General features: G+C 48.0%; 25 protein-coding genes. 20 read left to right on the top strand and 5 right to left on the bottom strand.

Annotation, left to right across the window (positions count from 1 at the left end; genetic code table 11):
- The first annotated feature begins 1 nt into the window (after nucleotide 1).
- A complete protein-coding gene (locus tag VGB26_00755) occupies nucleotides 2–3,166 on the top strand; it encodes an efflux RND transporter permease subunit (protein HEX9756310.1) in 3,165 nt (1,054 codons plus the stop codon).
- A gap of 251 nt (nucleotides 3,167–3,417) precedes the next feature.
- Here VGB26_00755 and VGB26_00750 read toward each other — a convergent pair whose 3' ends face one another.
- The 5 genes from VGB26_00750 to VGB26_00730 all read right to left on the bottom strand — a co-directional run bounded on the left by VGB26_00750 (nucleotide 3,418) and on the right by VGB26_00730 (nucleotide 7,731).
- Nucleotides 3,418–4,188 (bottom strand): DUF2182 domain-containing protein, encoded by a 771-nt coding sequence (locus VGB26_00750; protein HEX9756309.1) that lies wholly within the window; start codon nucleotides 4,186–4,188, stop codon nucleotides 3,418–3,420.
- A 4-nt stretch (nucleotides 4,189–4,192) separates the two neighbouring features.
- Complete coding sequence (locus tag VGB26_00745; protein ID HEX9756308.1) at nucleotides 4,193–4,843, bottom strand: DUF1326 domain-containing protein; 651 nt, start codon at nucleotides 4,841–4,843, stop codon at nucleotides 4,193–4,195.
- Between the two features lie 394 nt (nucleotides 4,844–5,237).
- Entirely contained in the window at nucleotides 5,238–5,615 is a 378-nt protein-coding gene (locus VGB26_00740; GenBank protein ID HEX9756307.1) for a GIY-YIG nuclease family protein, read from the bottom strand.
- A gap of 298 nt (nucleotides 5,616–5,913) precedes the next feature.
- Complete coding sequence (locus tag VGB26_00735; GenBank protein HEX9756306.1) at nucleotides 5,914–6,069, bottom strand: hypothetical protein; 156 nt, start codon at nucleotides 6,067–6,069, stop codon at nucleotides 5,914–5,916.
- Between the two features lie 75 nt (nucleotides 6,070–6,144).
- A complete protein-coding gene (locus VGB26_00730; GenBank protein ID HEX9756305.1) occupies nucleotides 6,145–7,731 on the bottom strand; it encodes an FG-GAP-like repeat-containing protein in 1,587 nt (528 codons plus the stop codon).
- Between the two features lie 686 nt (nucleotides 7,732–8,417).
- Here VGB26_00730 and VGB26_00725 point away from each other — a divergent pair.
- The 19 genes from VGB26_00725 (at nucleotide 8,418) to VGB26_00635 (ending at nucleotide 25,681) form a co-directional block, all read left to right on the top strand.
- Complete coding sequence (locus VGB26_00725; protein ID HEX9756304.1) at nucleotides 8,418–9,860, top strand: hypothetical protein; 1,443 nt, start codon at nucleotides 8,418–8,420, stop codon at nucleotides 9,858–9,860.
- 201 nt (nucleotides 9,861–10,061) lie between these two features.
- Complete coding sequence (locus VGB26_00720) at nucleotides 10,062–10,871, top strand: c-type cytochrome (GenBank protein ID HEX9756303.1); 810 nt, start codon at nucleotides 10,062–10,064, stop codon at nucleotides 10,869–10,871.
- Nucleotides 10,872–11,275: 404 nt separating this feature from the next.
- A complete protein-coding gene (locus VGB26_00715) occupies nucleotides 11,276–11,509 on the top strand; it encodes a DUF2933 domain-containing protein (GenBank protein HEX9756302.1) in 234 nt (77 codons plus the stop codon).
- Complete coding sequence (locus VGB26_00710; GenBank protein ID HEX9756301.1) at nucleotides 11,506–12,156, top strand: isoprenylcysteine carboxylmethyltransferase family protein; 651 nt, start codon at nucleotides 11,506–11,508, stop codon at nucleotides 12,154–12,156. The genes VGB26_00715 and VGB26_00710 overlap by 4 nt, the downstream gene beginning before the upstream one ends.
- Nucleotides 12,157–12,180: 24 nt before the next feature.
- Entirely contained in the window at nucleotides 12,181–14,760 is a 2,580-nt protein-coding gene (locus tag VGB26_00705; protein ID HEX9756300.1) for a heavy metal translocating P-type ATPase, read from the top strand.
- A 109-nt stretch (nucleotides 14,761–14,869) separates the two neighbouring features.
- Nucleotides 14,870–15,154, top strand: a complete 285-nt coding sequence (locus VGB26_00700) for a YHS domain-containing protein (GenBank protein ID HEX9756299.1) — start codon at nucleotides 14,870–14,872, stop codon at nucleotides 15,152–15,154.
- Nucleotides 15,155–15,173: 19 nt separating this feature from the next.
- Nucleotides 15,174–15,431, top strand: a complete 258-nt coding sequence (locus tag VGB26_00695; protein HEX9756298.1) for a DUF5676 family membrane protein — start codon at nucleotides 15,174–15,176, stop codon at nucleotides 15,429–15,431.
- A 26-nt stretch (nucleotides 15,432–15,457) separates the two neighbouring features.
- Nucleotides 15,458–16,141, top strand: coding sequence for a hypothetical protein (locus VGB26_00690; GenBank protein ID HEX9756297.1), 684 nt, complete (start codon nucleotides 15,458–15,460; stop codon nucleotides 16,139–16,141).
- A 20-nt stretch (nucleotides 16,142–16,161) separates the two neighbouring features.
- Nucleotides 16,162–17,265: a YncE family protein gene (locus tag VGB26_00685; protein ID HEX9756296.1), complete on the top strand. Its 1,104-nt coding sequence runs from the start codon at nucleotides 16,162–16,164 to the stop codon at nucleotides 17,263–17,265.
- A 41-nt stretch (nucleotides 17,266–17,306) separates the two neighbouring features.
- A complete protein-coding gene (locus tag VGB26_00680; GenBank protein HEX9756295.1) occupies nucleotides 17,307–18,218 on the top strand; it encodes a patatin-like phospholipase family protein in 912 nt (303 codons plus the stop codon).
- A 35-nt stretch (nucleotides 18,219–18,253) separates the two neighbouring features.
- Nucleotides 18,254–18,403 carry a YHS domain-containing protein gene (locus VGB26_00675; protein HEX9756294.1) on the top strand — a complete coding sequence of 50 codons (150 nt, stop codon included), beginning with the start codon at nucleotides 18,254–18,256 and terminating at the stop codon, nucleotides 18,401–18,403.
- Nucleotides 18,404–18,418: 15 nt separating this feature from the next.
- Nucleotides 18,419–18,964, top strand: coding sequence for a hypothetical protein (locus VGB26_00670; GenBank protein ID HEX9756293.1), 546 nt, complete (start codon nucleotides 18,419–18,421; stop codon nucleotides 18,962–18,964).
- A 52-nt stretch (nucleotides 18,965–19,016) separates the two neighbouring features.
- A complete protein-coding gene (locus tag VGB26_00665) occupies nucleotides 19,017–19,286 on the top strand; it encodes a hypothetical protein (protein HEX9756292.1) in 270 nt (89 codons plus the stop codon).
- 362 nt (nucleotides 19,287–19,648) lie between these two features.
- A complete protein-coding gene (locus tag VGB26_00660) occupies nucleotides 19,649–20,344 on the top strand; it encodes a lycopene cyclase domain-containing protein (GenBank protein HEX9756291.1) in 696 nt (231 codons plus the stop codon).
- Between the two features lie 35 nt (nucleotides 20,345–20,379).
- The gene (locus tag VGB26_00655; GenBank protein ID HEX9756290.1) at nucleotides 20,380–21,801 is read left to right on the top strand and encodes a glycosyltransferase; all 1,422 of its coding nucleotides are present in this window, start codon (nucleotides 20,380–20,382) and stop codon (nucleotides 21,799–21,801) included.
- Between the two features lie 4 nt (nucleotides 21,802–21,805).
- Nucleotides 21,806–22,552 carry a DUF3047 domain-containing protein gene (locus VGB26_00650; protein ID HEX9756289.1) on the top strand — a complete coding sequence of 249 codons (747 nt, stop codon included), beginning with the start codon at nucleotides 21,806–21,808 and terminating at the stop codon, nucleotides 22,550–22,552.
- Between the two features lie 13 nt (nucleotides 22,553–22,565).
- Nucleotides 22,566–23,699: an ABC transporter permease gene (locus VGB26_00645; protein HEX9756288.1), complete on the top strand. Its 1,134-nt coding sequence runs from the start codon at nucleotides 22,566–22,568 to the stop codon at nucleotides 23,697–23,699.
- Between the two features lie 4 nt (nucleotides 23,700–23,703).
- Complete coding sequence (locus VGB26_00640; protein HEX9756287.1) at nucleotides 23,704–24,816, top strand: ABC transporter permease; 1,113 nt, start codon at nucleotides 23,704–23,706, stop codon at nucleotides 24,814–24,816.
- A gap of 7 nt (nucleotides 24,817–24,823) precedes the next feature.
- On the top strand, nucleotides 24,824–25,681 hold the full coding sequence (locus VGB26_00635; protein ID HEX9756286.1) for an ATP-binding cassette domain-containing protein: 858 nt from the start codon (nucleotides 24,824–24,826) through the stop codon (nucleotides 25,679–25,681).
- Nucleotides 25,682–26,075 lie beyond the last annotated feature (394 nt).

The following is a 26,075-nucleotide window of genomic DNA, read 5'->3' as shown; positions in this document are numbered from 1 at the left end:
TATGAAATTTTTTACCGATATTTTCGTACGCCGTCCAGTCTTGGCCATCGTGGTCAATGTTGTGATCATCATTGCAGGCCTGCAGGCCTGGAAGACGCTGAGCGTCCGTCAATATCCCCGAAGCGAAAACGCATCGGTCATCATCGCCACTGTTTACGTGGGTGCCAGCGCCGATCTTGTGCGGGGTTTTGTCACCACCCCTCTTGAACGCTCCATCTCCTCCGCAGACGGGATCGACTACGTTGAATCCAAAAGCCTGTCAGGCCTTTCGCTGATCACGGCCCGGCTCAAGCTCAATTACGATTCAACCAAAGCCCTTGCCGACATCACGGCGAAAGTAAACCAGGTGCGCAACGAGCTGCCGCCGGAAGCCGAGGTGCCGTCCATCAGTATTCAATCGGCGGATTCTGAATTTGCGGCCGCCTACCTGAGTTTTTCATCTGAAATTCTTTCCCAAAGCGAAATTACGGATTACCTGGTTCGGATTGCTCAACCCCGTCTGGCTGCTCTGACGGGGGTACAGCGTACGGAGTTTTTCGGTGCGCGCACATTCGCCATGCGGGTGTGGTTAAAACCGGCTCAGATGGCTGCTTTGAACGTCAGCCCTGCGCAGGTCCGCGCTGCGCTTGATGCCAATAATTATCTTGCCGCCATCGGCAGCACAAAAGGCGCTTTCGTTCAAGTCAACCTTACCGCCAACACCGACTTGCACACGGCGGAGGAGTTTAAGCAGATTATTATCCGCCGGGAAAACGATACCATTGTTCGGTTACAGGATGTGGCTGAGGTGGAGCTTGGGGCGGAGGACTACGATACGGAGGTGAGCTTTAACGGAAAAAGCGCTGTCTTCATGGGAATTCATGCCCTTCCCAATGCCAACATCATCGAAGTCGTCAACCGGGTGCGGACCGAACTGGATGCGATCAAACGGGATGTGCCCAAAGGGCTAGAGGTCGGAATCGGGTATGACACCTCCGAATACGTCAACAGCGCCATCCACGAGGTAGTCGGCACTCTGACCGACACGCTTACCATTGTCGTGATTGTCATTTTTCTCTTCCTCGGTTCGTTCCGGTCGGTGTTGGTTCCGGTCATCGCTATTCCGGTGTCGTTAATTGGCGGTATCTTTCTGATGCAGTTGTTCGGATTTACACTTAATCTGCTCACGCTGCTTGCCATTGTATTGTCGGTGGGTCTTGTTGTCGATGACGCCATCGTCGTGGTTGAAAATGCGGAACGGCACCTTCGCCTGGGCCGCACCCCATTTCAAGCCGCCTTAATCGGGGCCCGCGAGTTGATCGGGCCCATCATCGCAATGACGATTACACTCGCTGCGGTGTACACCCCAATCGGTCTGCAGGGCGGTCTGACAGGGGCGCTGTTCCGTGAATTCGCCCTTACCCTTGCGGGAGCGGTCACCATTTCGGGTATCGTGGCCCTCACGCTGTCCCCAATGATGGCGGCGAAGTTGTTCCGTAGCGCAGAGCGCGAAGAGCGGGGTTTCACGGGTTGGGTCAATCATCATTTCGACCGCCTGCGCCGGGTTTACGGGGGGATGCTCGATCGAACCTTGAACGCGCGTCCGGCTGTTTACATGGTATGGATCATTCTCAGTTTGATGACGTTTCCCATGTACATGTTTTCACCAAAGGAACTTGCGCCCGTAGAGGACCAAGGTTTTATGTTCGGCATCATCAACAATTCCGCAAATGCCTCCGCGGATCAGAAGAGTCATTTTGGCCGGGCCGCTCAACAGGTTTTTCTCTCAGCGCCGGAAAGGGATCTTACCTTCCAACTTCTCATGTCACCATCGGATCCATTTGCGGCGGCGTTGGGGGTTGGCGGATTCAGCGGCATGGTTGTGAAACCCTGGAATCAGCGGACTCGTTCCATCAAGGAAATCCTCCCTGAGATGCAGGCAAAGCTATCGGCCATTCCCGGTTTACAAATTTTTGCTTCCAGACCCCCCGCACTCCCTGGGGGAGGAAACTTTCCGGTTGAATTTATTATCGCATCAACGGAGGAGCCGGAACGGATGCTGGGGATTGCGGAAGAACTTCAAATGAAGGCGATGGAAAGCGGCCTGTTTTATTTCCCTCCGGAGATTGACCTGAAATATGATCAGCCCCAGTCGGAAATTGTACTTGACCACCAAAAGGTTGCGATGCTCGGTTTGAATAACGCTCAGATTGGTGCGGATCTAGGGGCGGCTGTAGGCGGAAACTACGTCAATCGGTTCAACATCGATGGACGGGCCTACAAGGTAATCCCTCAAATCGTTCGGGCCGAACGGCTCAATCCGGATCAGTTGACCGACATTTACGTAAGAGGCCCGAACAACCAGCTTGTGTCCCTCAGCACGTTTGCGACCATTCGCGATAGCACGGTCCCCCGTTCGCTCAACCGTTTCCAGCAGCTCAATGCCATCAAGCTATCCGGAATGACGGCCCAGTTGGACGAAGCGCTAAAGGTTCTCGAGAACGCCGCGCGGGAGATTCTGCCTCCCGGGTACACAATCGATTACACCGGTGAATCACGGCAGCTTCGAACCGAAGGGGGCAAGTTTCTTCCTGCGTTGGGACTCGCGATCCTTATGATTTTCCTCGTGCTTGCGGTGCAGTTCAACTCGTTCCGGGATCCTTTCGTAATACTACTGGGGTCCGCACCGCTTGCGATGTTCGGGGCCCTGATCTTTACCGCCCTGAAGATGCCCAACCCGGACCTTTCCTACTGGACCGACGGGTGGACCACGACAATGAATATTTACGCGCAGGTCGGGCTGGTCACCCTCGTGGGTCTGGTGGCTAAGAATGGGATCCTCATCGTTGAATTTGCCAACAAGCTTCAGGAAAGTGGCTCTGACAAACTGTCTGCCATTAAAGAAGCCGCCATGACTCGATTGCGCCCGGTGTTGATGACGTCCGTTGCAACCGTTGCAGGACATTTTCCGCTTACGCTGGTTGACGGGCCGGGTGCCGCGGCACGTAACTCTATTGGCCTGGTCCTGGTCGGGGGGATGACCATTGGCACGATCTTTACGCTTTTTGTGGTTCCTTCGCTCTACATGCTAATTGCAAAAAACCACCCTTCCCCCCCTATCCCCGAACTCCCATCGGAATCCGCCGGGGAGCCCGGTTCTCTGGATACGATGGCCCATGAAAGATAAAAAGTCGAAGATGGACGTTTTCCACATTACGGAAAAAGTTAGAGGTCAGAGGTTGGAGGGTTGAGGCAAAACCTTGAAAAAACGTGAAGCGTTAGAATTGAGGAGAGAAAAAATCCTGGATTCCTGCCTGCCGGCGGGCGGGCCCTATAAAAACATTCGGGAATGACAACCTTGAGAAGGCCAGGGGAGGGAGTTCGGGCTTTCTCTACCTAAAAATTGAAAAAAATAATCCGAATCATTTTTTAATGATATCATTGTAACAACAAAATCGTCCCACCGACGGTGATCATTACCATTCCCATCCATCGACCGCCGGTATTTCCCATCGGTAGAACTTTTTCCAAAAACACAAATAATGTAATCGCCCCGATCCATACCAGGTTCATTACCCCACCGACAAACAAAAGCAGCATCAATACCCAGCAACATCCCAAGCAATAGATCCCATGGGATAAACCCATCTTAATTGCCCCGAAAGGCCCCGGGGAAAAATGGGAAGAAATAAAGTGAAAAGGAGATCGGCAATGTTGAAGGCAGGCATCCTTTAACGGCAGCAACTGATAGATCCCTGCTCCAACCAGTAACGCTGCCCCCAACCAGGGGCTGTTTGCAACCAACATGGGGGATAAAAGGGAGGCCTGGTTCAATCCCCAGGTGGCAATTGTTGCTAAAAGGCTAAATAGTATCCAGATCATCAAATAGCCAATCGTAAAAAGACCGGTTGGGGCAACGGGGGTGCCTTGTTTTTCAGATTTTCGAACCACCGCGGAATAGATCAGAATCATCGGGGCCACCGAAGGAACCATCATCCCAACCATCATGATGGCCCACATCAAAAACATCATCCAAAAATATCCCGCGCTCCATTGCTCCATCTGCAAAGCCGCAAAGGTGAGGTATTCGGGTGTAGACATATCGCGGGCCATCCAAAACAGATAAACCCAACACAATAGAGTGACACCCCCAAGAGAAGTGGTAATCGCAAGAAAATCTCGGCGGGGTAATTTATAGGAAATTCCCATTGTTTTAGAATGCCAGTTTCTTATCGCGGATTACGCCGTCCTGGTTCATATGCAAGATATTAAATTGGCCGTAACTGTTACTAAACCCTAATTGAATGCCTGCGGTGACCCTAGAGTTGCCGCTACCCATTTCTGCATAGGTATACTCAAAACCGTTGGGTAAATGGATGCCTTTTCGCGCCTCCTGGCCGGAGAAGGGGTCAATCAACGGGGCCCCGGCGGATTCCACCAAACCTTCAATCCGTGTATGGGCCTTTCTGGCATCGATATCGATGCTTATCTCAATGGGTGCATAGAGTGTTTCAAGCACCTCTGACATGGTGCTGTAAAAAACAAAATAATGGGTGGCGCCGGGGGCGGTGGATTCCCCATGGGCTATTTTATTGATCGCCTCCCGCTGTTTTTCATTCGCCCGCTCATCAATAATCAATTGAGAACGACCGTTTCCATTGGCAATTTCCCCAGGCCATTTGAGAAGAATACAAAAACTTAGCCCATCTAATCGGGTGTCATTAAAATACCCTTCTTCAATCAAGGCGCTCGCGACGGCTTCGCAAAATCCATGGGTTGACGGCGAATTAAACTGGCAGGGGCATCCATAAGCACAATTGCAGTTTGTGAATTCTTTCCCACGAAGCATCCATTTATCACTCATATTACGTTCCTCCATTATTAAAATTTTTGTACCCTGTGTAAATTTGTTTCGGATAATAGGAAAAAAAGGGTTGGTTGTCAATCTTAAGGGGGTCAAGGCGCTCGTTGTCCTTAGTGAAAAACGTTTGAGGATAGAGGTTGGAGGCTTGAGGCATTGATAAAACCAGATAAACAAAAATGATGTGGGGCGTCAGGAGAAATGTCAGAGGATTGAGGTCGGAGGCAAGACCAAAATAAAAATGCTGGATTCCCGCCTGCGCGGCAATGACGACTTTTTAAGGATAGACCCGGGTTTATCGGTTTTTTAAAAAAGGGATCAAATCGGTGTGACGCACGTTGGGTGTGAAGGGGTTAAATTTGAAAGATTTTCAGTAAAGACTCATCCTTCAAATAGTTTAAACTTTATCAGTTGGCACGGGCTTTTTCCTGGTTGGATTAACAAGTCTTCTATCAGAAAGGGGGAGTTTATTGGAAGTCCGGGGCCGGTTTTTATTTTTGTGGATGAGCTTTTCTTTTTCTTTTCGTGAGAGCGCTTTGATTTCATTTTCCCGTTTGGCGGCTTCAGAACGGGTGTCTACGTTTTCCTGATAGGCAAATGTGACCGGGCGCCGAGTTCGGGTGTATTTGGCGCTTGGTAATTGGCCGTGGTTGTGCTCTTTTAGGCGGCGTGAGAGGTCCGTGGTGATGCCGGTATAGAGGCTGTCATCGGCGCACTTGACCATGTAGACAACCCAGCGGGGCTTTGAATGCGTTGTGGCTTTTTTTGTTTTCATTTTACCCATTCATCAGACACAGCAGGGAATAGCCAAAACATCATATTACCTTGCGATGGAAAAGGGAATCTGAAGGGAAAGGAGGCCAGACATTTCGTGTCAAAAATGGAGACCGTAACCCAGGGAGAGAAGAATATGGAGATTTGAGGCAAAACCTAAAAAGAAAAAATCCTTGGATTCCCGCCTGCGCGGGAATGACGACAAGAAGAAAACCGTCGCTTCCCCCATCAAGGGTTCAATGTTTATTGGAAAAGCTCGGAGAAGGAAACAGGGTTGCTATTGAAATTTCCCCCTACGATCAGAAGTTTGTTGGTCGCCAGACGCAGGGCACCGTGTGATACCATCGGGCTTGGTGAAGGTCATCAATGGAGCAAAAGGTTCCGGTTGCAGCATCATACCGCTCTACCCGGGAGACCCGATGCAGGCGAAGTCCTCCTTGCAGGCGGCAAAACAAATCCCCCCGATTATTTTTTGGGGAACTCTCGCTCACAATGGATCTAACCTTTTTGGAAATCCTTACCCCTTCGGCTTATTGCGCCAGGAGTACCGAGACATTATCTGATGAATTTGCAGTGACCAGGTCCGGCACTCCATCCTTATTCAGGTCCGCAACAAAGATAGAAGAAGGCCTATCTCCAACCCCAAAGACCTGAAGAGGCTGAAACGTCCCATCCCCATTTCCAAAGAGGATCGAAATATTATTAAGGCTCCCATGCGTAGTGACTAGGTCCTTATTTCCATCTGCATTCAGATCTGACACAAAGACAAAATCGGGGCTATCTCCCGTGGGGAAGACCGTCTGGGCTTGAAACGTTCCGTCTCCATTGCCCAGAAGCACCGAGACATCATCTGATGAATTTGCCGTGACCAGGTCCTTATTCCCATCCCCATTAAAATCTGACACAAAGACTGAACCAGGCCCTCCTCCCACACTGAAAACCTGTTGGGGCTGAAACGTTCCGTCCCCGTTGCCCAAAAGAACCGAGACATCATCTGATGAATTTGCCGTGACCAAGTCCTCAATCTCATCCCCGTTGAGATCGGCTACATAAACGGAGCGGGGGGAGTCTCCTACGGAGAAGGCTTGCTTTGCCTGAAACGTCCCATCCCCAATTCCCAATAGGACCGAGGCTTCATCTATTGACTCATTCGGTGTGACAAGGTCTTTTATTCCGTCCCCATTAAAATCCGACACAAAAACGGAAATAGGGCGAGCCCCCGCAAGGAAAACCTTCTGGGCCTGGAATGTCCCGTCCCCATTGCCCAGAACCACCGAAACATTATCTGAAAATATGTTTGCCGCCACCAGGTCCTCTTCTCCATCTCCATTCAGATCTGACACAAAGACGGATTCCGGACCATCTCCCACGGGCACGATCATCTGAGTCTGAAACGTCCCGTCTCCATTGCCCAAAAGAACCGAGAGGTCATCTGAAGATAGATTCGCTGTAACCAGGTCCTCCTTTCCATCCCCATTCAGATCTGATACAAAGACGGATTCAGGACCATTTCCCGCGTTGAAAACCTCCTGTGCCTGAAACGTCCCATCTCCTTTGCCAAGGAGTACCGAAACATCATCTGACAAATCGTTCGCCGCCACTAGATCCTTCAATCCATCTCCATCCAGATCCGACACAAATACGGATTCAGGGGAATTTCCAGTCGTAAATCGTTGCTCCGGGAATACCTTTGCCTGGACTGTGACCGAATCCGGAGCGCTGTCCAACTGACCATCATTGACCACCAAACCGATCACATAGGCCCCTCTCACATCTGCCTTAAAAGTAGGGTTCACTGTGGTAGCCTCCCTAAGAATAGCCCCTCCTCTCCCAGGCTTTGTTAAAGTGGCTTGGCTTCCCAAAGGCTTGGAAGTGATCTCCCACCTGAAAGTTAAGGGATCGTTTTCCCCATCGCTGCTGCCGCTGCCATCCAGCTTGACCACCCCGTTCTTCAACACACTCTGGTCCGCACCGGCCTTGGCCACAGGTGCCGTATTGGCTTGGCCGCCACCACCTCCGTTCCCATTACCTCCACAGGCAACCAATAGGATCGTCATTAATAAGTAAATAGAATAAAGGGCCGATGTATTACCGATGTTATTGATTTTTAGAGTCATTTTATTTCCTCAATTAATTGTTAAAGGTTGGAGAAGGTTTGGTGGTAAGGTCATCCGAAAGGGGTGCATAAAAAGACATAATTTACTTTAACAAAAAGACCTTTCCCCCCGCAACTGTTTAATCCAGGTATTTTCATTGGATCAAACCAACTTAAAACACCTGAGTTTATAAGGAAATATATTCTTGACTTAGGGAAACCCTACATTATATATATTCGAACATGTTAGGAAGAAACGCTAAAACCAAGGAAGTGATACTGGCCATAGGAATTGGGCTTGCGCTGATCCTTTGCAATCTGGACCATTTGGAAAGGGTGTTCAGCCAGGCCCAGCATGGGCACGGGGAAGCACCTGTTTGCTTTTTTAACTCCTGCCTAACACTGACATCCCCTCAGGATGGTATGGTTCCGTTGATGGGCATGGGGTTTTTTCTGTTCCTCTTTTTTGGTCTGTCCCCTCTTTTTGGGCTCCCCCGGCCGATGTTTTTTGGAGATCCAGGTCCTCCAATCGGTTTTTTTAAAAAATCCCTCTTACCAAAATACCGCCCTAAACTTTACAAACTTCATTCCTCTTTTCTGATCTGATTTTTTCTCCTAATTAGACTCTAATTAAGTCTTTCCAAATGGATCAACCCAATTTTTGGAAAGAATGTTTTAATTGGGATATCTGATTTTCTGGAGGAGAAAATGCCTTTTTGCGGTCCCCCTTTCTTAAACACCGGGAAGAAAATCGTTTTGGGTTGGATAGCGGTTCTTTTTATCCTCTCCCTTTTTCCGGCTTTTTCCCACGCCATCCCCGCTTTTGCCCGGAAACATGATCTCTCCTGCACGTCCTGCCACACGAAACCTCCCCGGCTCAATGCGTTTGGCGAAGCCTTTCATATGGCGGGGTTTCAAATCCCCATGACGGAAGAAGGGGAGATTAAAGAAAAACGGAAAATCGGGCGGATCTGGTCTGAGCTTGATTTTTTAAATATTTTTTCTTTGCGGGCGCAAGGAAACTTTGTGGAGTCTTTCAACGGAGGGGAAATTACTGAAACCAATCTGACACTGCCTCAGGAAGTGGAGCTCTATTTGGCGGGAACGGTTACCAATTCGGTGAGCTTTTTCTTCGAATTGGAAAATGAAACCAAAGAAATCGAAGGTAACAACCAGGGAGGATTTGGAGAGACGTCACGATTTGGATTGGGAAAGGAATTTTTTGTGATGTTCGACCTCCATCCCCTGATTCAAAAAATGGGATCCGGGCAAGAGGAAAACGGTCATGGTTCCATGGGAGGACCGATGTTCATGGGGCCTATGATCATGGCGGGGAAAATCGACCCTTCCACCAATTTTTCCTACCCCACCAACCGGCAGTTTATTCTGAATGTTCCGGGCAAGGCGGATTCCGGTTCCATTCAGCGGTTTTCTTTAACGCCATTTGCCTTTGCCTCAAAGTTTTTTGGAATGAGGTCCAGCGGGGGAGAGGCGGTAGAGGTAACCGAAGAAGTTCTTTATAACACCACAGGGGATTTTGGCCTGGACGTCCATGCCATGTTGAACGGGACCATGGTCCAAGCCGGACTGATGCAGGGATTATCTTCGGGAACCACGGATGTGAACCAGAAAAAAGACCCCTATTTTATGATTCGAAAAAATTTTGGAAGGGACCGGTTTATCTCGGGCAGTTTATCCGGGTTGGTTTATTGGGGGAACGATACGGGAAGGGTTCCTGTGGTTCCCGGTTCAACCAGTACGGTTCTGATTGATTGGCTCCGGTACGGGTTTGCGGGGAATGTTAAATATAAATCCTTTGATATTTACGGGGCCTTTATTTGGGATGATATACAGGATCTGCCCGGTTCCATTGGAGCGTCGTTTGATGACGAGGCTTTTGGATTTACACTGGAAGCGGATTACTTAGCTTCCGATCAGGTCCTTTTTTCTGGACGGTACGACCATCTTGATTCGGGAGGGTTCATTTCCCAAAAAGCAAACGCAAAGGTCATTACCCTTCAGGGGCGCTATTATCTCCGGGACAATTTTTCAATGTATTTGAGAGATAGCATCAATGTGGAAAACGACAGCACCAATCCCCTTCAAAGCTACCGGAATCTGGTTGCCGTGGGTTTGGATTTTGATTTTTGACAAAGTGTTGAAAAAGGTTGTATTTGTGCATCTGGTCGTCATTCCCGCGAAACCTGTCCTCGAATGCCTTTATCGGGGAGCGGGAATCCAAAAGTTGTTGATTTTAAGGTCCTGGATTCCCGATAAAACCATTCGGGAATGACTGATTCGGGTTTATTAAAACCCCGTTAAGAACATACATGGGTTCATTGAGGTTAAAAGATGAGAAAAGTCAGTTTGAAAATGAAACTGTTTCCGCTGTTTGTAGTTTTGGTCAGTCTCGGTATCGTGCCCGTCCTCTCCAGTCTGTTTGCTTCAGAAGACCAACATGGAAAACAATCCATGGGCGGAATGGAAGCCCCTGTTTCTGAGGATGTCATGATGGGAAAAATGATCTATTCCATGAGCTGTGTTTTTTGTCATGGAAGCAATGGAAAAGGGGACGGCCCCGCTTCTTTTTTCCTCGGCCCTTATTCCCATCCCAGACCGAATGATTTTACACGGGGGATTTTCAAATTTAGATCCACAGAATCGGGGGAGTACCCCACCCTGTCCGATCTAATGAGAACGATCCGGGAAGGAATTCCAGGCTTTATGCCTTCTTTTCGAAATATGGGCGAGGAAAAGATCAGGCAGGTGGCCTTATATATCGCGGAGGAATTTATCCAGGATGAGTTGCCAAAGAAGACGACGATCAAGTATGTGGAACATGTGGGCCCTTATATGTATTCCGTTGAAAGCGTTAAAAGAGGGAAAAAGTTGTACCAAGAATTAAAATGTTATGAATGCCACGGAAAGAACGGGAGAGGGGCGGTTGTCAATTTTAAGGATGAAAGAGGCCTTTCCATCATGCCTGTGGATTTAACGTTACGGGAGACATTCGGAAATGGGACCAGTCATGAGGATATTTATCGGACGATTATGACCGGGCTGGATGGAACACCCATGCCTTCCTATAGTAATCTTTTTTCGGGTAGAGAGGATCAGGCTTGGGACTTGGTTCATTATATCCTGTTCCTCGGAGAGAAATGAGAGAGAGTTTTTTGTTGCAAATTGCCCCATTGCTCTTGCGATATGAACGGTAATGATGACTCTTTTTTTGTAGGCTCTTGAATTCATTGAAAATTTTATTAAGAACTGTTTTGATAGTTAATGCGCATTGCATTTGCATATTAATCCATTAGCAGAATGTTGAAAAACTCCGAATCCCTCATTCCCGAATGGTTTTATCGGGAATCCAGGGATTTAAAAACGTGCGTGGAGGGTTGCGAGGATTTCAGTGTTATTCTAATTATTTCTGAGACGTAACAGCAACATGAGTTTGGTATACCAAAATTGATTTCCCTCAACTCATTTTTTAAAATAAATACAATGCTTGGCACCGTATTCTTGGATTGTTAAATCTCTTCCGTGCGTAAGAAGAAGGGCTAATGCAGATGCAAAATAAACATGGTCCACAGGGAAAAAATTGGCTCGGGCAACCTGCCAACCTCGGGCTGCTGGGTTTTCTTGCAATTGTGGGTTTTCTTCTCTTGAGTGAGCACTGGGCGCATTTTTTTGGCATCTTGCCATATTTGTTGTTATTGGCCTGCCCGTTTATACACCTGTTTATGCATCGAAAGCACGGCGCTCAGGATCATCACCACGAAGTGGAGGGAGAAAAAAAATGAATGAAGCCCCTTCCTACGGACTTTGGTCGTTGGTGATCGTCAACTCCCTCATCTTCATACTCTTCGCGTTCAGTTTTACGAAGCCTCGAACAGCGCGGGATTGGCGATCGTTCGGCGCATTTTCAGGATTCCTGGTGGCACTGTTCACGGAGATGTACGGTTTTCCGCTCACGATTTATTTCCTGTCCGGCTGGCTTCAGAGCCGTTACCCCGGCGTCGACTGGTTCGCACACGATTCGGGACACCTGCCCGAGATGCTATTCGGCTGGCGGGGAAACCCGCATTTTGGCCCGTTTCATCTGTTGAGTCTTGTTTTCATCGTGGGCGGATTTTCCTTGTTGGCAAACGCCTGGAAGGTGCTCTATTCGGCACAGCGGACCCAAACCCTCGCCGTTACCGGTCCGTATGCGTATATCCGCCACCCTCAGTACGCGGCCTTTGTGCTGATTATGCTTGGGTTTTTATTCCAATGGCCGACACTCCTGACCTTGCTGATGTTCCCGATCCTTCTTTATATGTATATGCACTTGGCCCGCCGAGAAGAAGCCGAAGTGGAAAAACAATTTGGGGAGGCCTATAGTCGCTACAAAGCGGTAACACCGATGTTTTTTCCAAATTTTAAGAGAAAAGTAAAATCCGAGGTTTAAAAAAAACAAGAGAGGAAAAGGTTTATGGCAACGGATCCAATATGTGGAATGGATGTTGAGGAGGAGAAGGCCGAGGGAAAGCATACCCATGAAGGGAAGACATACTATTTTTGCAGCACCCATTGCCTGGAAAAGTTTCAAGCCGAACCTTCCAGGTTCCTTCCGGGTGAATCCGTTGCCGTTGGGAAGGAAATCGACCCGGTTTGCGGGATGAGCGTCGATCCAAAAACAGCATCCGGAGAACACACTCATGAAGGGAAAACCTATTATTTTTGCGGCACGCATTGCTTAGGAAAGTTTCAGGAAAATCCTCAACAATTTCTAAAAAAAGAAGTTGGGGGAGCAAAAACCCAGAAGGAGGAAAAACCAGGAGGGGAGGAAAGAATTTTTACATGCCCCATGGACCCCGAAATTGAACAGGTGGGGCCGGGGAGTTGCCCTAAATGCGGTATGGCCTTGGAGCCAAAAGGGTTACCGGTTGCAGTCAGCAAAACGGAATATGTGTGTCCCATGCACCCTGAAGTGGTTCAGGATCATCCAGGTAACTGCCCTAAATGCGGAATGGCCCTTGAGCCCCGAACGGTTACCGTAGAAGAAGATACAACCGAGCTGGATGATATGACCCGGCGGTTTTGGGTCAGCACCCTGCTCGCCATTCCAATATTTTTGAGTGCAATGGGAGCAGAGTTCTGGCCGGAAGCGCTTGCGGAGATCATTAAACCCCGTATCCGACAATGGGTGGAGATGGGATTGGCCACTCCAGTTGTCTGGTGGGGAGGGTGGATTTTCTTTGTGCGCGGATGGAATTCAGTGGTGACCCGCAACCTCAATATGTTTACCCTCATTGGGATGGGGGTGGGTGTAGCCTGGACCTATAGTGCAATCGCGGCTCTCATTCCGGGAATTTTCCCAAGGTCCGTGTTCAATGAAATGGGGGTGGTTCCGGTCTATTTTGAGGCTTCGGCGGTGATCACCGCCTTGGTTCTTCTCGGGCAGGTATTGGAACTTCGGGCACGCAGTCAAACCAGTGCTGCGATCAAATTATTGCTGGGACTGGCACCGAAAACCGCCCGTATTGTCCATGAAGGGGGCCTGGAAGAGGACATTCCATTGGAACATGTGAAATCGGGGGATATACTTCGCATCCGCCCGGGTGAAAAAGTTCCAGTAGACGGTTCGGTGGTTAAAGGACAAAGCAATGTGGATGAGTCTATGGTCACAGGGGAACCGATCCCAGTTGCCAAAACGGCTGGTGAACGACTGATCGGGGCAACTGTTAATGGTACCGGTAGTTTATTGATGAAGGCGGAAAAAGTCGGGGCTGATACCCTGTTGTCGCAAATCGTCCATATGGTTGCCGAGGCCCAGCGTTCCCGCGCTCCGATTCAAAAGCTGGTGGATACTGTCTCCGGATATTTTGTTCCCGCGGTTATCCTCATTGCATTTTTTACACTGGGGGTCTGGGGTTTCTGGGGGCCTGAGCCGAGGTTGGCTCATGCGGTGATTAATGCCGTGGCCGTGTTGATTATCGCGTGCCCCTGCGCGTTAGGGTTAGCCACACCCATGTCGATTATGGTGGGAACCGGAAAAGGGGCGACCCTGGGGGTGCTGATCAAAAATGCCGAGGCCCTGGAGATCATGGAGAAAGTCGATACACTGGTGGTGGATAAAACCGGTACATTGACAGAAGGTAAACCTAAGCTCGTCGCGGTAACGGTTGTCGAAGGGGAGAATGAAGAAGAAGCCTTAAAGGTGGCAGCGACGCTGGAGAAGGCCAGCGAACACCCATTGGCCGAGGCGATTGTTCGGGGTGCGGAGGAAAAAGGAATTGAATTGGGGCAAGCCAACCACTTTCAGTCGGTAACCGGTAAAGGTGTCACCGGTGAAGTGGATGGTCGTCAGGTAGCATTGGGTAACCTTAAGCTTTTGGAGGATTTGGGGATCGATGCCGGAGATTTAGGTCAACAGGCAGACCGGCAGCGGGCGGAAGGTCAAACGGTTATGTTATTGAGTATAGACGGGAAAGCGGTTGGGTTGATTGGAGTTGCCGATCCCATCAAAGAGACCACACCCGAGGCGATACGGGACCTACATGCCGAAGGGATTAAGGTGGTTATGCTTACCGGAGATAGCCGAAAAACCGCCGAAGCCGTAGCCGGGAAGCTAAATATCGATCAGGTCCAGGCCGAAGTTCTGCCGGATCAGAAGGCCGAAGTAATAAAAAAACTTCAGGCTGAGGGAAGAACGGTGGCCATGGCAGGGGACGGTATCAACGATGCACCGGCCTTGGCTCAGGCCCAGGTGGGTATTGCAATGGGCACGGGTACCGATGTGGCGATGGAGAGTGCCGGGGTGACTTTGGTTAAAGGGGATCTTAGGGGCATCGTCCGTGCACGGCGTTTAAGCCGATCCACTATGCGGAATATCCGTCAAAACCTTTTCTTTGCATTTGTCTACAATTCAGTTGGGGTTCCCATTGCCGCTGGTGTGATCTACCCCATATTCGGTCTTCTGTTATCACCGATGATCGCTGCCGCAGCCATGAGCTTTAGTTCTGTTTCCGTCATCACCAATGCCCTTCGATTGAGAAACGTGAATCTGTGATCTGTATTATGGAAAACAACGGGTGGGTTTATAGATTAAGTCCTTAAGAGAATTTGTTTCACTGCATAAGGGGATTCTTTAGAAAAAAATAGTGGGATGAGGTGAAAAAATGTCTGATGTGCTGTATTTCCTTTTTATTGGAATTCTGTTTTTTGTCATGATGCGCTGGGGGTGCGGGGCCCATATGATGGGGGGTGGTCATGGGGGCCATCATGAGGAATTCTCTGGAAAAGAAACCTCAAGACCCGTCCAGGATCCCGTCTGTGGGGAGAGGCTCGATGCCCGCACAGCGAATTTTACCAAAATGTATCGGGGAGGGCTTTATTATTTTTGTTCAGCCCAATGCCAAGAAAAATTCCAGAAAGACCCCGAAACCTATATAAAAGCAGCCTGAAAAAAACGAGGGGAAAAAAATGCAGCCTTTAAATTGGAAGGTGATTGGGTTATCGTTGGGAACTTTTTTTTCAATTACATTTGTCCTCTGTGTGATTTATGATCTTCTCTTTCCGGGTCATGCCATGTACGAGGCATGGATACGTTTGCTTCCCGGTTTTACCTGGATCAATTGGGGAAGTTTTTTCTTGGGGGTAATTGAAAGCTTTCTGTATGGATTTTATGTGGCCCTGGTGTTTGTTCCGCTGTATAACTTTTTTGGTGCAAAAATCTCCTAAATCCGGATAACGGAAAGGGCGATAGGATGATTTCAAAAATTAAAAACGAGACTGGGAGAACAAAAATCTGGTTATGGATAGTAATTGGGGCTTTGTTTTTAGTTGGGGTGATCTATTGGGATTGGGCCCAGCATGCCAAAGTGGAGAAATTCGTGGCGGAGGCCCCGGATATTCCCGGTAAAGGCCTTCCTTCCAAGGGTTCCCCTGAACATGAGGAATTTGAAAAAGTAAGAAAGCAGTTTACCCGATTTAAAAAAAATGAAAAAGTTCAAATCTTGGCTACCTGGAATTCACCAACGTTTTTCAAAGCCCTTGCCGCAGCAGAGAGGGAACATGATGTTAAAAGGCATGAGGTCCTTTTCCACGAATATGCCGAGCGTTTTCGTGTTCACAGCGACATTGTGTTTACCCTTGTGATGGATTCCGACTCTTTTGACTTGTTTGAATACTCCGTTAAGGAGAACGTTCTCCTACGCAATGACAAAGGCGATGAAGCAAAACCTTTGATGTGGTCGAAGTTGACCAGTTTCTCTCCCCAACATTTGGAGGGAATTTTATATTTTCCCCAGAGGAACAAGGCTGGAACTTTGATGATGGGCCATCTTACCGGAGAACATATACCTGGGGAGCGCCCCCCTATTTTTATAGAGCTGGTGATTCAAAAATTGCAGGGGAACCAAGAGATGGTGTTGCAATGGGAAGTTCCCTAAATTTTTCAGAAAAAAGAGGGATGGGACGTAGGATGACGAACAGTCAGGAAAAAAAAGAAAGGGTTTCACAGAAAGAGTTCGTTTGTTTTATTTTCGGATTGTTTTTCCTCTTCACTATTTTTTCTGGGTGTGGAGGAAAATCCACCGGTAGGGCTTATATTTCCATGGGGGCGACCCATCAGATTATAGAGCTTGATCTGTCTTCTAATAGGATCATACGAAGGTTTGAGGGGGGATACAATCCTCATGGGCTGGCCATCACCCCGGATGGGCTATTTTTATATGCTACCAGTACGAAGGAGAGTCCCAAGGAAATGAAACACAGCCCAATGAGTGGAAGAGGGGAACACGATCATGGAGATGAGCCGGTTAGAGGGAAGGATACCCCAAGGGACAATGAAACGGGGAATGTGGTGATGGTTGAGACATCCAATGGGAAAGTGGTGGCCCAAATAAACGTCGGGGCCGGTACCCACCATGGGGTTGTGACGCCAGATGGACGATTTGCGGTTTTTTCTGTCCCCTCCCAAGGAGGGATCGCTGTGGTCTCCACTTCTACACAACAGGTCATCCATAATATTAAAACGGGGGCGGTCAGCAACTATGTTTTAGCCACAAAGGACGGCAAAGACCTCTATGTGAGTAATACGGGGGATGGGACGGTTACTTCCATTAATACCCAAACGTGGCTGGTTCGGAAGCAGATCAAAGTGGGAAAAGGGCCCGGGCATTTGGTGGAAAGTCCGGATGGCCACTTGGTTTATGTGGTAAATGCATTTGATGAAACCGTGTCCTTGATAGAACGGAGGTTGGAGAAGGAAATTTCGGTTTTTAAAGTTGGGGCCAATCCCCATGGGATTGATGTTCACCCCAGTGGGAAGACGGTCTTCGTTGCCAATCAAAACGATAATACCGTTACCCTTTATGACACCCACACGCAACAAACCAAGACCTGGACGGTTGGCGAGAGTCCCTATCATCTTTCGGTGGATCCCAACAATAAAAGGGTTTTTGTCGGAAGCCGGTCTCTCGGAAAGATTTGGATATTGAATGCATGGTCCGGGAAGATACAAGGTGAAATTGAAACGGGCCCTGTTCCCCATCAAATGGTTTTTAAAAAATAAAGATACATATTTTTCGTAATGGAAAATCTTTTAAAGGCAATATGACACATCGGATTGGCGTTGTGCTTTCAACCGGGGACCTGAGGGGCGTATTTGCTCATACCGGTTTTTTATTGGCCTTGGAAGAGATGGGGGTCCCTTATCAAGCGATGGCAGGTTCCAGTGCAGGTGCCATCGTGGCCTCTATTATCGGCAGTGGAAAGCCGATCAAAGAATTTGCTGAATGGCTAAAGGGTTTAACCGTCCGGGATTACTGGAATAGGGATTCACTCCCAACGATTCTTTTTAACATCGGATTTAAAAGGGGAAGGAATTACACCGGTATTGTTTCAACCGATCGCCTGGAGGCGACTATTTCCGGGCTACTTTGCACCAATACATTGGAGTCCTGTCCGGTTTCAGTCTATCTCGTTGCAACCAATATTACAAAAGGTGTGAAAGAGGTCTTCCATTCGGGTGAGATTGCGCCCCGGGCAGTAGCCAGTGCAACGATTCCTATTTTATTAAAGGCCAAACGCATAGAGGAATCCTATTATGTGGACGGGGGTGTATTTGAAATTACCCCGCGCAGTGCCATTTGCTGTAAAGAAAACCTGGATATACTAATTGTCAATCAGATTCAATCGAGCTTTGGTTCGGTTACGGGGAATAATCGATTTATCCGTGAACGCTGGAGTATGCTACATGTGCTGGAAAGAGTCTTGGATGCACTTTATGAGAAGGAAATGATTTCGGGGCAGGAGGAAATGGGGAACTGCCCATGTGGATGCAAGGCCGGGATCCTTACATTGGCTCCCCGAATTGATCCAATGGACCGGTTAAAACCTGAGGAGGGTGAGGGGATATTACGCCAAGGATTTGAGGAAACCCTCCGGTTGCTTCCTCCCTTATTTAAGAAGTTTGGTGAAAAATCTTTTTCCTCCGGTTCAAAAAAGAAATACCCCTGCGATTGACAGGATGGGAGAATTTGGGAAAGGAGGTGGTCCTCATGGTGAAGGATCTGGTCTGCGGGATGCAAATAGATGAAAAAGAAGCAGCCGGGACAAGTACCTATCAGGGAAAGACCTATTATTTTTGTTCTATCCCCTGTAAGGAAAAATTCGAAAAGGCACCTGAACAATTTGTGAAACCCGATTAAAAAGAGGGGGTAAAAATGAAAAATCGAATTATCTCAATGCTGGTTTGTATGTGTGCCGTATCCATCGGCTCATTGGTATTTGCCCAAATGGGGGGTGAGGGAATGATGAAGGGCAAGGAGGGCGATATGAAAAGCATGGGCAAGGGCCAGATGGAGATGATGAGGGATCGAGGTGAGATGATGGAGATGATGCACGAGATGATGCGACATATGCAAGGAATGCAACAGGATGAAAAAGGGAAACGTGAGATGGGGAAAATGATGCAGAGAATGGGCCAGATGATGACAAGGCATCAGGCCAGGATGAAATCGAAAAGCATGATGGAAGGTGAAGGGATGGATGTGAAAAGGATGGGCAAGGGTCAGATGGAGATGATGAGGGAGCGGGGTGAAATGATGGAGATGATGCACAAGATGATGGGGCAGATGGAAGGAATGGCAAAAGATAGGAAAACCAAGGGTGAAATGGGTGAAATGATGAGGGAGATGGATCAGTTGAGAGAGCAGCACGAGATGATGATGAGACAGCAAGGAATGATGCCAAAAGAGGGAGAGAAATAAAAATTTAAAGAGAGTTGGGATTTCTTTTTTAATGTAGAAAAAGATTTCCAATATGGAAAAAATTGATCAAGAAGGTACAAATCGACGGAAGTTTATGGGGAGAGTTATTGTCGCCATTTCAGGGATTGTAGGTGTCTCCCTTATAGTTCCATTTTTGGGTTACGTGATTGGACCTGCCTTAAGACGGAGGCCGCTACAACTGGATAATGCAGGACCCATCGCGGGTTTAGTTCCCGGGCACCCTCAGGATATGCAGACCGTGGTTGAGTTACGGGATGGTTGGAGAAGTACAAACCTGGTCCGTACGGTATGGGTTGTTTAGAAACAGGCTGGAGAACTAAGAGTTTATAATCCGCTTTGTACACATCTCGGGTGTACTTATCATTGGGACCAGGGGGACCGCCTTTTTAAATGCCCATGCCATGGCGGGGTCTACGATATTGATGGGAAGGTTTTGGCAGGGCCTCCTCCCCGGCCTCTGGATACGCTCCAATTTGAAATCCGGAAAGAAGGTACCCTTTTCGTACGGTACCAAGATTTTAAGGCGGGGGCATCACAAAAAATTCCCCTCTAGGTGATAACGTCTCTAATATTTTGGTCCCGAATTGAATCTTGCCATGCGATGCATGGGCGGGTTTTAAATTTTGAGGCGCCATTGTAAAGAAACAGAACCCGGAGGAATCAATGGAACGTTATGCCTGGTTGATCTGGTCTCTTGGGTTTCTTGGCATTTGGTTCATTTTCTATTGGGCAAGACCTGCCCTTCGAAAGCAGATGCTCCGAGTGAGCATTTTGACGGCTCCCTTAGGATTAACTGAACCCCTTTTTGTCCCGGAATACTGGAATCCTCCCACCTTATTTGATCTTGCCCAGCGCACGGGGTTTGACATCGAAAGTCTTATTTTCTGTTTTGCCATAGGAGGCATCGGAACCGTTTTGTACGAAATGGTGGTACCGGTTCGGCATGTTCCGATGACACATAAAGAACGGATCCATCCCCGCCATCGGTTTCATATCATTGCCTTAACAAGCCCAATCTGGGTTTTTATTTCTCTAATGGTGGGAACAGAATGGAACGCCATTTATTCCGGAAGTCTGGCGATGTTCATCGGTGGCATTTCCTCCCTATTTTGCAGGCCTGATTTAAAAGCGAAAATTTGGGTGGGAGGCGGCATTTTTCTCCTGCTTTATTTTGTGTTTTTCCATTTCCTTGAGCTTGCGTTTCCGGGATACGTTGAGCGGGTTTGGACTCTGGAGGCTCTCTCAGGCCGTTTTATTTGGCATATTCCCTTAGAAGAATACCTGTTTGCATTTACCTTTGGAATGATGTGGTCCAGCCTATATGAACATCTTTTTTGGCAAAAGGTTGTTCCCAAATAAAAACAAAAATGAAGGGAAATTAAAGGTGAATTTGAATGCTGCAGACGGTTGATATTGGAAAACGTTCAATAGAGGCCTATCGGGGTATAGCACCAGATGCCATCATGGATAATCTGATTCATATCGCAGGGGAACTCAAAGGAAGGCGGGTGGTGCATGTGAATGCAACACCCTATGGGGGAGGTGTTTCTGAGTTGCTTCGGTCTTTGGTACCCCTCATGAACGACCTTGGGATTCTCACAGACTGGAAAATAATTAGTGGGGATGACGAGTTTTTTAATGTCACCAAGAAGGTCCACAATGGACTTCAAGGAGCAAGGGAAGGATTAACCTCCAGGGAAAAAGATGCTTACCTTTCCAATACGGAGAAGAATGCACGCCAATTTCAGGAACAATATGACTTTGTTTTTATCCATGACCCCCAACCCGCAGGGATGCTATTACTCTGCCCCAATGAACGCGCCAGATGGATTTGGCGATGCCATATAGATACCGCAAACCCCAACCCAACCGTGTGGAAATTTTTAAAAGGATTCCTTAAGGATTATAATGCTGCAATATTTACCATGCGCGAGTTTTTACCCCCAGATTTCCCTATTGCCAACGTGACCATTATACCTCCCGCCATTGATCCTTTAAGTCCAAAAAATATGGACCTTCCTAAGAAGATGGCACGTCAAATCCTGGCTTGGATCGGAATCGATGGAAATCAGCCACTGATCACCCAGGTGTCCCGCTTTGATCTTTGGAAGGACCCTTTGGGTGTTATCGCTGCCTACCGTCTGGTCCGAGAAAAAATTCCAAATCTTCAGCTTGCCCTGGTGGGTTCCATGGCCTTGGATGACCCAGAGGGTTGGAAAATATATCAGGAAATTATGAAGGAAGGCCGAAAAGATCCCTTTATTCATGTTTTTACCAATCTTACCGGGGTAGGCAATATTGAAGTGAATGCGTTTCAGCGGCTCTCTGATGTGGTGGTACAAAAATCGATACGGGAGGGTTTTGGGCTTGTTGTTTCAGAGGCTCTCTGGAAAGAAACTCCGGTGGTCGCTGGGAAGGCAGGTGGGATTCCTCTTCAGATGGCGGATGGGGTTGGGGGAATACTCGTGGATGGGGTGGAGGAATGTGCGGAAGCCATTTCTCAATTGCTTGAACGACCTGAGAAAAAAAAGGAATTAGCAAGAAAAGGGCAGCAACGGGTCAAAGAGCATTTTCTTCTTCCTCGCCTTCTCTTGGATCATTTATCCTTAATGGTTGGTCTCGAAAAGGAGCAGAGGGTTTCCCTTGCACCTGGATTCAAGATGAAGCAAGATCCTGTTTGTGGAATGGTGGTGGAAGAATCCAATTTAACAATCAGGATGAATCAGCAAACCTTTTTCTTCTGTTCGGAAGAGTGCCAAAACCGGTTCAAAATGAATCCGGAACGTTACAGTAATTATATCGGTTCCGATAGGTAATCCCTTGTTTAAAAAAATGATAACCATTTACATTTTGGCCCTGGGTCTGGTTTTTTTTTCATTAGGTTGGGGGGAGGCCCCGGTTGAGACAATAGATTTGGGCCTTTCTCCCCAACACTACCAGGAAGGGAAGACCCCTGAAGGGTGGAAATTTAAGGGGTGGTTTGGAAAACCAAAAGGCGCCGGAGCGGAATGGGTCAAGGAAAATGGTGTGGCGGCGGTTAGACTCGAATCCAAGGGGGTCCTTACCTTTTTGCAGAAGAGGGTAAATATCGATATCAAACAATTTCCCATTGTGACCTGGAAATGGAAAGTTGAAAATATACTGGAAGGAATTGATGAGAGGACACAGGAAGGAGATGACCATCCCATTCGAATCTTTTTTGTCTTTGAACCCGATGAGTCCAAGCAGTCATTATGGTTCCGAATCAAACGGTTTCTTTATTTAGACTGGGTTCATGGACACCCGGTTGGGGGTCGCTTTACAGAGTTTCTTTGGAGTAGCCACCTAACACCGGGGGATATTATTAATGACCCCGGAAAGCCCTGGCAAAAGTTAATGGTAATTGAAGGTAGGCACGAAAACGTGGATCGGTGGTTTTCGTACAAGAGAAACTTGTATGAGGATTTTAAGAAACTTTATAAAGAAGAACCCCGGCGTTTAATCTTTATTGGCATTCTGAATGATACCGATCAAACGGGACAGGATGCGGTCAGTTATATTACCGATTTGAAATTCCATAAGGGATAAGGTTTTTGATTTTATGTTTTTGCTTGCTTGGCGACAATTATGCCTTGATCCTGCGCGAACGTTTTTAACAGCGCTTGCCTTGGGAGCCGTCATCGCTGTCGTTCTGACACTTGAGGGTTTTGAGCAGGGTCAATATTATCAATTGGCCCGTACCGTTTTTAATCGGCAAGCCGATTTGATTGTGACGCAGGCCGGTGTGTCCAATCTTATGGCCGTACGCTCATCCATACCCCAGCTCTCACGGGAGAAAGTGGAATCGATTGCGGGTGTGGTGAATGCCCATCCCCTGGCTTGGATTTCTTTGATCTACGAAAAGGAAGGAGAGAAGACTCCCGTTTTTCTCTTTGTTGTTGACACCAAGGGCGGGCCTGTTCATATGGTGCGGGGAAATGGTATTCCCAAGGGCAAAGAGATAATTTTGAATGACTCCTTGGCCAAGAAATATCACCTTAATATTGGGGATCCGTTCGTGGTTTTCGATTTCGAATTTACAGTCGTAGGCATCTCTAAGGATAGTGCCGCATTGTTTACCCCTTTTGCATTTGTCAATTTCGACGGCATGATTGATCTTTTTATTGAAACAGACATTGCACCGGACTTAACCACTTTTCCGATGTTGAGTTTCCTTTTGGTAGACCTTGAGCCGGGTGCCCAGCGGGAGGCGGTTGCAGAGGAAATTGAGCGTCGGGTGCCCGAAGTGGACGTTTTTACACCAGGACAGCTCGCTGAGAGCGACATGAACATGGGCCGAGGATTTTTAGGCCCGGTCATGGGTCTGTTGGTCTTTGTCGGATATATTATCGGATTACTCGTTGTAGGCCTAGTAATGTATGCGGAGGTGCGATCCCGGTTGCGGAACTTTGGGGTCCTCAAAGCGCTGGGGTTTACCCATGTGAGATTAATTTATGGGATTATCCTGCAGGCGCTATTGCTTCTTATGATATCCATTCCGGTTGGAGTTATCCTTGGACTTGGGACCGCTTCGTTTATTCACACCTTTGGCCCGGTGTATCTGATTCGTTGGTATGAACCAACGACGTTTCTATCAACCATCTTAGGAAGTGGTTTTTTCGCGATTTTGGGGGCGCTGATCCCGCTCCGGTCGATTCGACGAGCTGATCCGATGCTGGCTTTTCAAGGGGAATAATTAGATGATGTTGCGATGGGCCTGGAAAACCTTAATCAGGCAACGTGGGGGACTCTTCGGAAGTGCAGGGGGCCTTGCGGGCGCATTTATCCTGGTCATTTTTTTTAGTGCCGTTTTCCGAGGGGAGGCCACACAAATCGTTGCCTATCTAGAGAATACGAGACCCGACATTTGGGTGATGCAACGCGGTGTCTCCAATATGCACATGGCCACCTCATTTGTTTATGACTGGAAAGCCGATAAAATTGCCAGGCTACCTGGAGTGAAGCGTGTTACTCCTATTGTGTATCTCAACACAATCGTGCATGCAGGAGACCAAGATGCTTTTTCCTTTATTGTCGGCCTTCAGGAAGGGAGCAGTAGGGCCGGGCCATGGGCCCTGGCGGGAGGTCGTTCCCAGCTTCATTCCGGTGAAACGGTGATCCCTGAAGTTCTTTCCAAGCTCAGTGGGGTCGGGATTGGGGACAGTGTAACCATCACTGACCGGTCATTCAAGATCGTTGGCCTTTCAGAAGAGACTTACTCAATGGCCAATTCGGTAACATTCGTATCGATGTCGGATTTGACGGATATTTTATCAGCATTTGGGACCTACAGTTATTTACTCGTGGATCTCGAAGAGGGAATAGACGCCCGGGGGTTTACAAAGACCATCATGGATGAGATTGAAAAAGTCAATGCGATGACCCATGGGGATTTCGTACGAAGTGATTTTGCTCTGGGGATGATGATGGGAGGGGAGATTATTTTTATGATGACGGTGATTTGCTCGGGACTCGCGGTCTTAATTCTTGGGTTTACGTCCTACACCCAGGTCATGCGAAAGCGCCGTGAATTAGCGATCGCCAAGGCGGTGGGTATCCGAAATTTATTCCTATATACGGCTGTTGTCTTTCATGCGATGGTAATTACCTTGTTGGCTTTATTGTTGACGGGTATATTCGCCATCGTGTTTTTTCCATTTATTTCGACATTGGTACCCCAAGTCACTCTAGTCGTTTCCATAGGTGACCTTGCCGGGATGGCTGTGGTGGCCATCATCGTGGCTGCAATCAGTGCGCTCATTCCTGCATACCTGGTGTCGCGGCTGGACCCGGCCACGGTTTTTCAAGTGTGAGTTGTTTATGGGTTCTACACAACTTCTCCGGGCAGTCAACCTTTCAAAATTTTACGGTCGCGGACACACCGAAGTACGTGCCGTTCATGACGTTTCTTTAGAAATTCCGCATCGCGAAATTTTGTTGATTATGGGGCCTTCCGGTTCGGGAAAAACAACCTTGCTTTCCATGCTGGGGGGATTGCTTCGACCCACCAAGGGACAGGTTGAAATCGATGGCGTGAATATCACCGCGCTAAAAGAAACGGACCTTCCTGGGATACGCGCACTGAAAATTGGTTTTATCTTTCAAGCCTTCAACCTATTAGATGCATTAACGGTAGAGGAGAACATCCTGTTTCCCGCCCCATTGCACCCCGGCGGTCTTCGCCGAGCCCGTCCCCGTGCCCATTCGTTGATCGAACAATTGGGGCTTGCTCAACGTCGTAAAGCTTATCCGCGTACCCTTTCAGGTGGAGAAAAACAAAGGGTAGCGATCGCACGTGCTCTCATTAACCATCCACGGTTAATACTGGCTGACGAACCAACCGGTAATCTGGACTCCGCGAGCGGCCAGGAAGTCATGATGATTTTACATGACATCGCACGCGATGAAGGGTGTTCGGTGATTTTGGTTACTCATGATCCACGGGTCGAAGAAATCGCGGACCGGATTCTTTGGCTTGAGGACGGCTCACTGCGCGACCGGAAATCAGAACAACATTCGTGGGTACGGGATCCTGTGTGTGGTATGCGTGTGGATGAATGGACAGCAACGCTATTCCATGAATATAAGGATAAAAAATATGTGTTTTGTTCAAAACGGTGTATAGAGCGATTTAAAAATGAGCCGGATAAATACGCAAAACATAAGAATTTTGAATAGTTATTCTTATGAAGAATTTGAAACTAATTTAAGTGGAATTGTGGGTTTTATTCTCAGTCAAATATAAAGTTGGTGAAGAAAATTGAATGATCTTTTTTCGGGAATATTTAAAATGGGGATTGTTGCTGTTTAATATTTTAAAGAGGTTCCAGGTGAAGTAGAAAACATCCATTAAAATGGCCAAAGGAACCATTTTACACTTTAATGTTTGATTTCTATAATTTAATAGGCATTTTCGGAACAATAAATTATTGGCTCATCGTGGAAGTGAGTGGGTAAATTTTGTCATTACCCGCCTGTCCGGCGGGCACTTGCAGGCAGGGGAAAGCGGAAATCCAGGCCCTTCCCGTCATTCCCGCGAAGCCTGTCCTCGAATGCCTCTATCGGGGAGCGG

It is taken from the genome of Nitrospiria bacterium (assembly GCA_036397255.1).
Classification (GTDB): domain Bacteria; phylum Nitrospirota; class Nitrospiria; order DASWJH01; family DASWJH01; genus DASWJH01.
The sequence above is the reverse complement of the archived record's forward strand: the minus strand, read 5'-3'. Positions and strand labels throughout refer to the sequence as shown.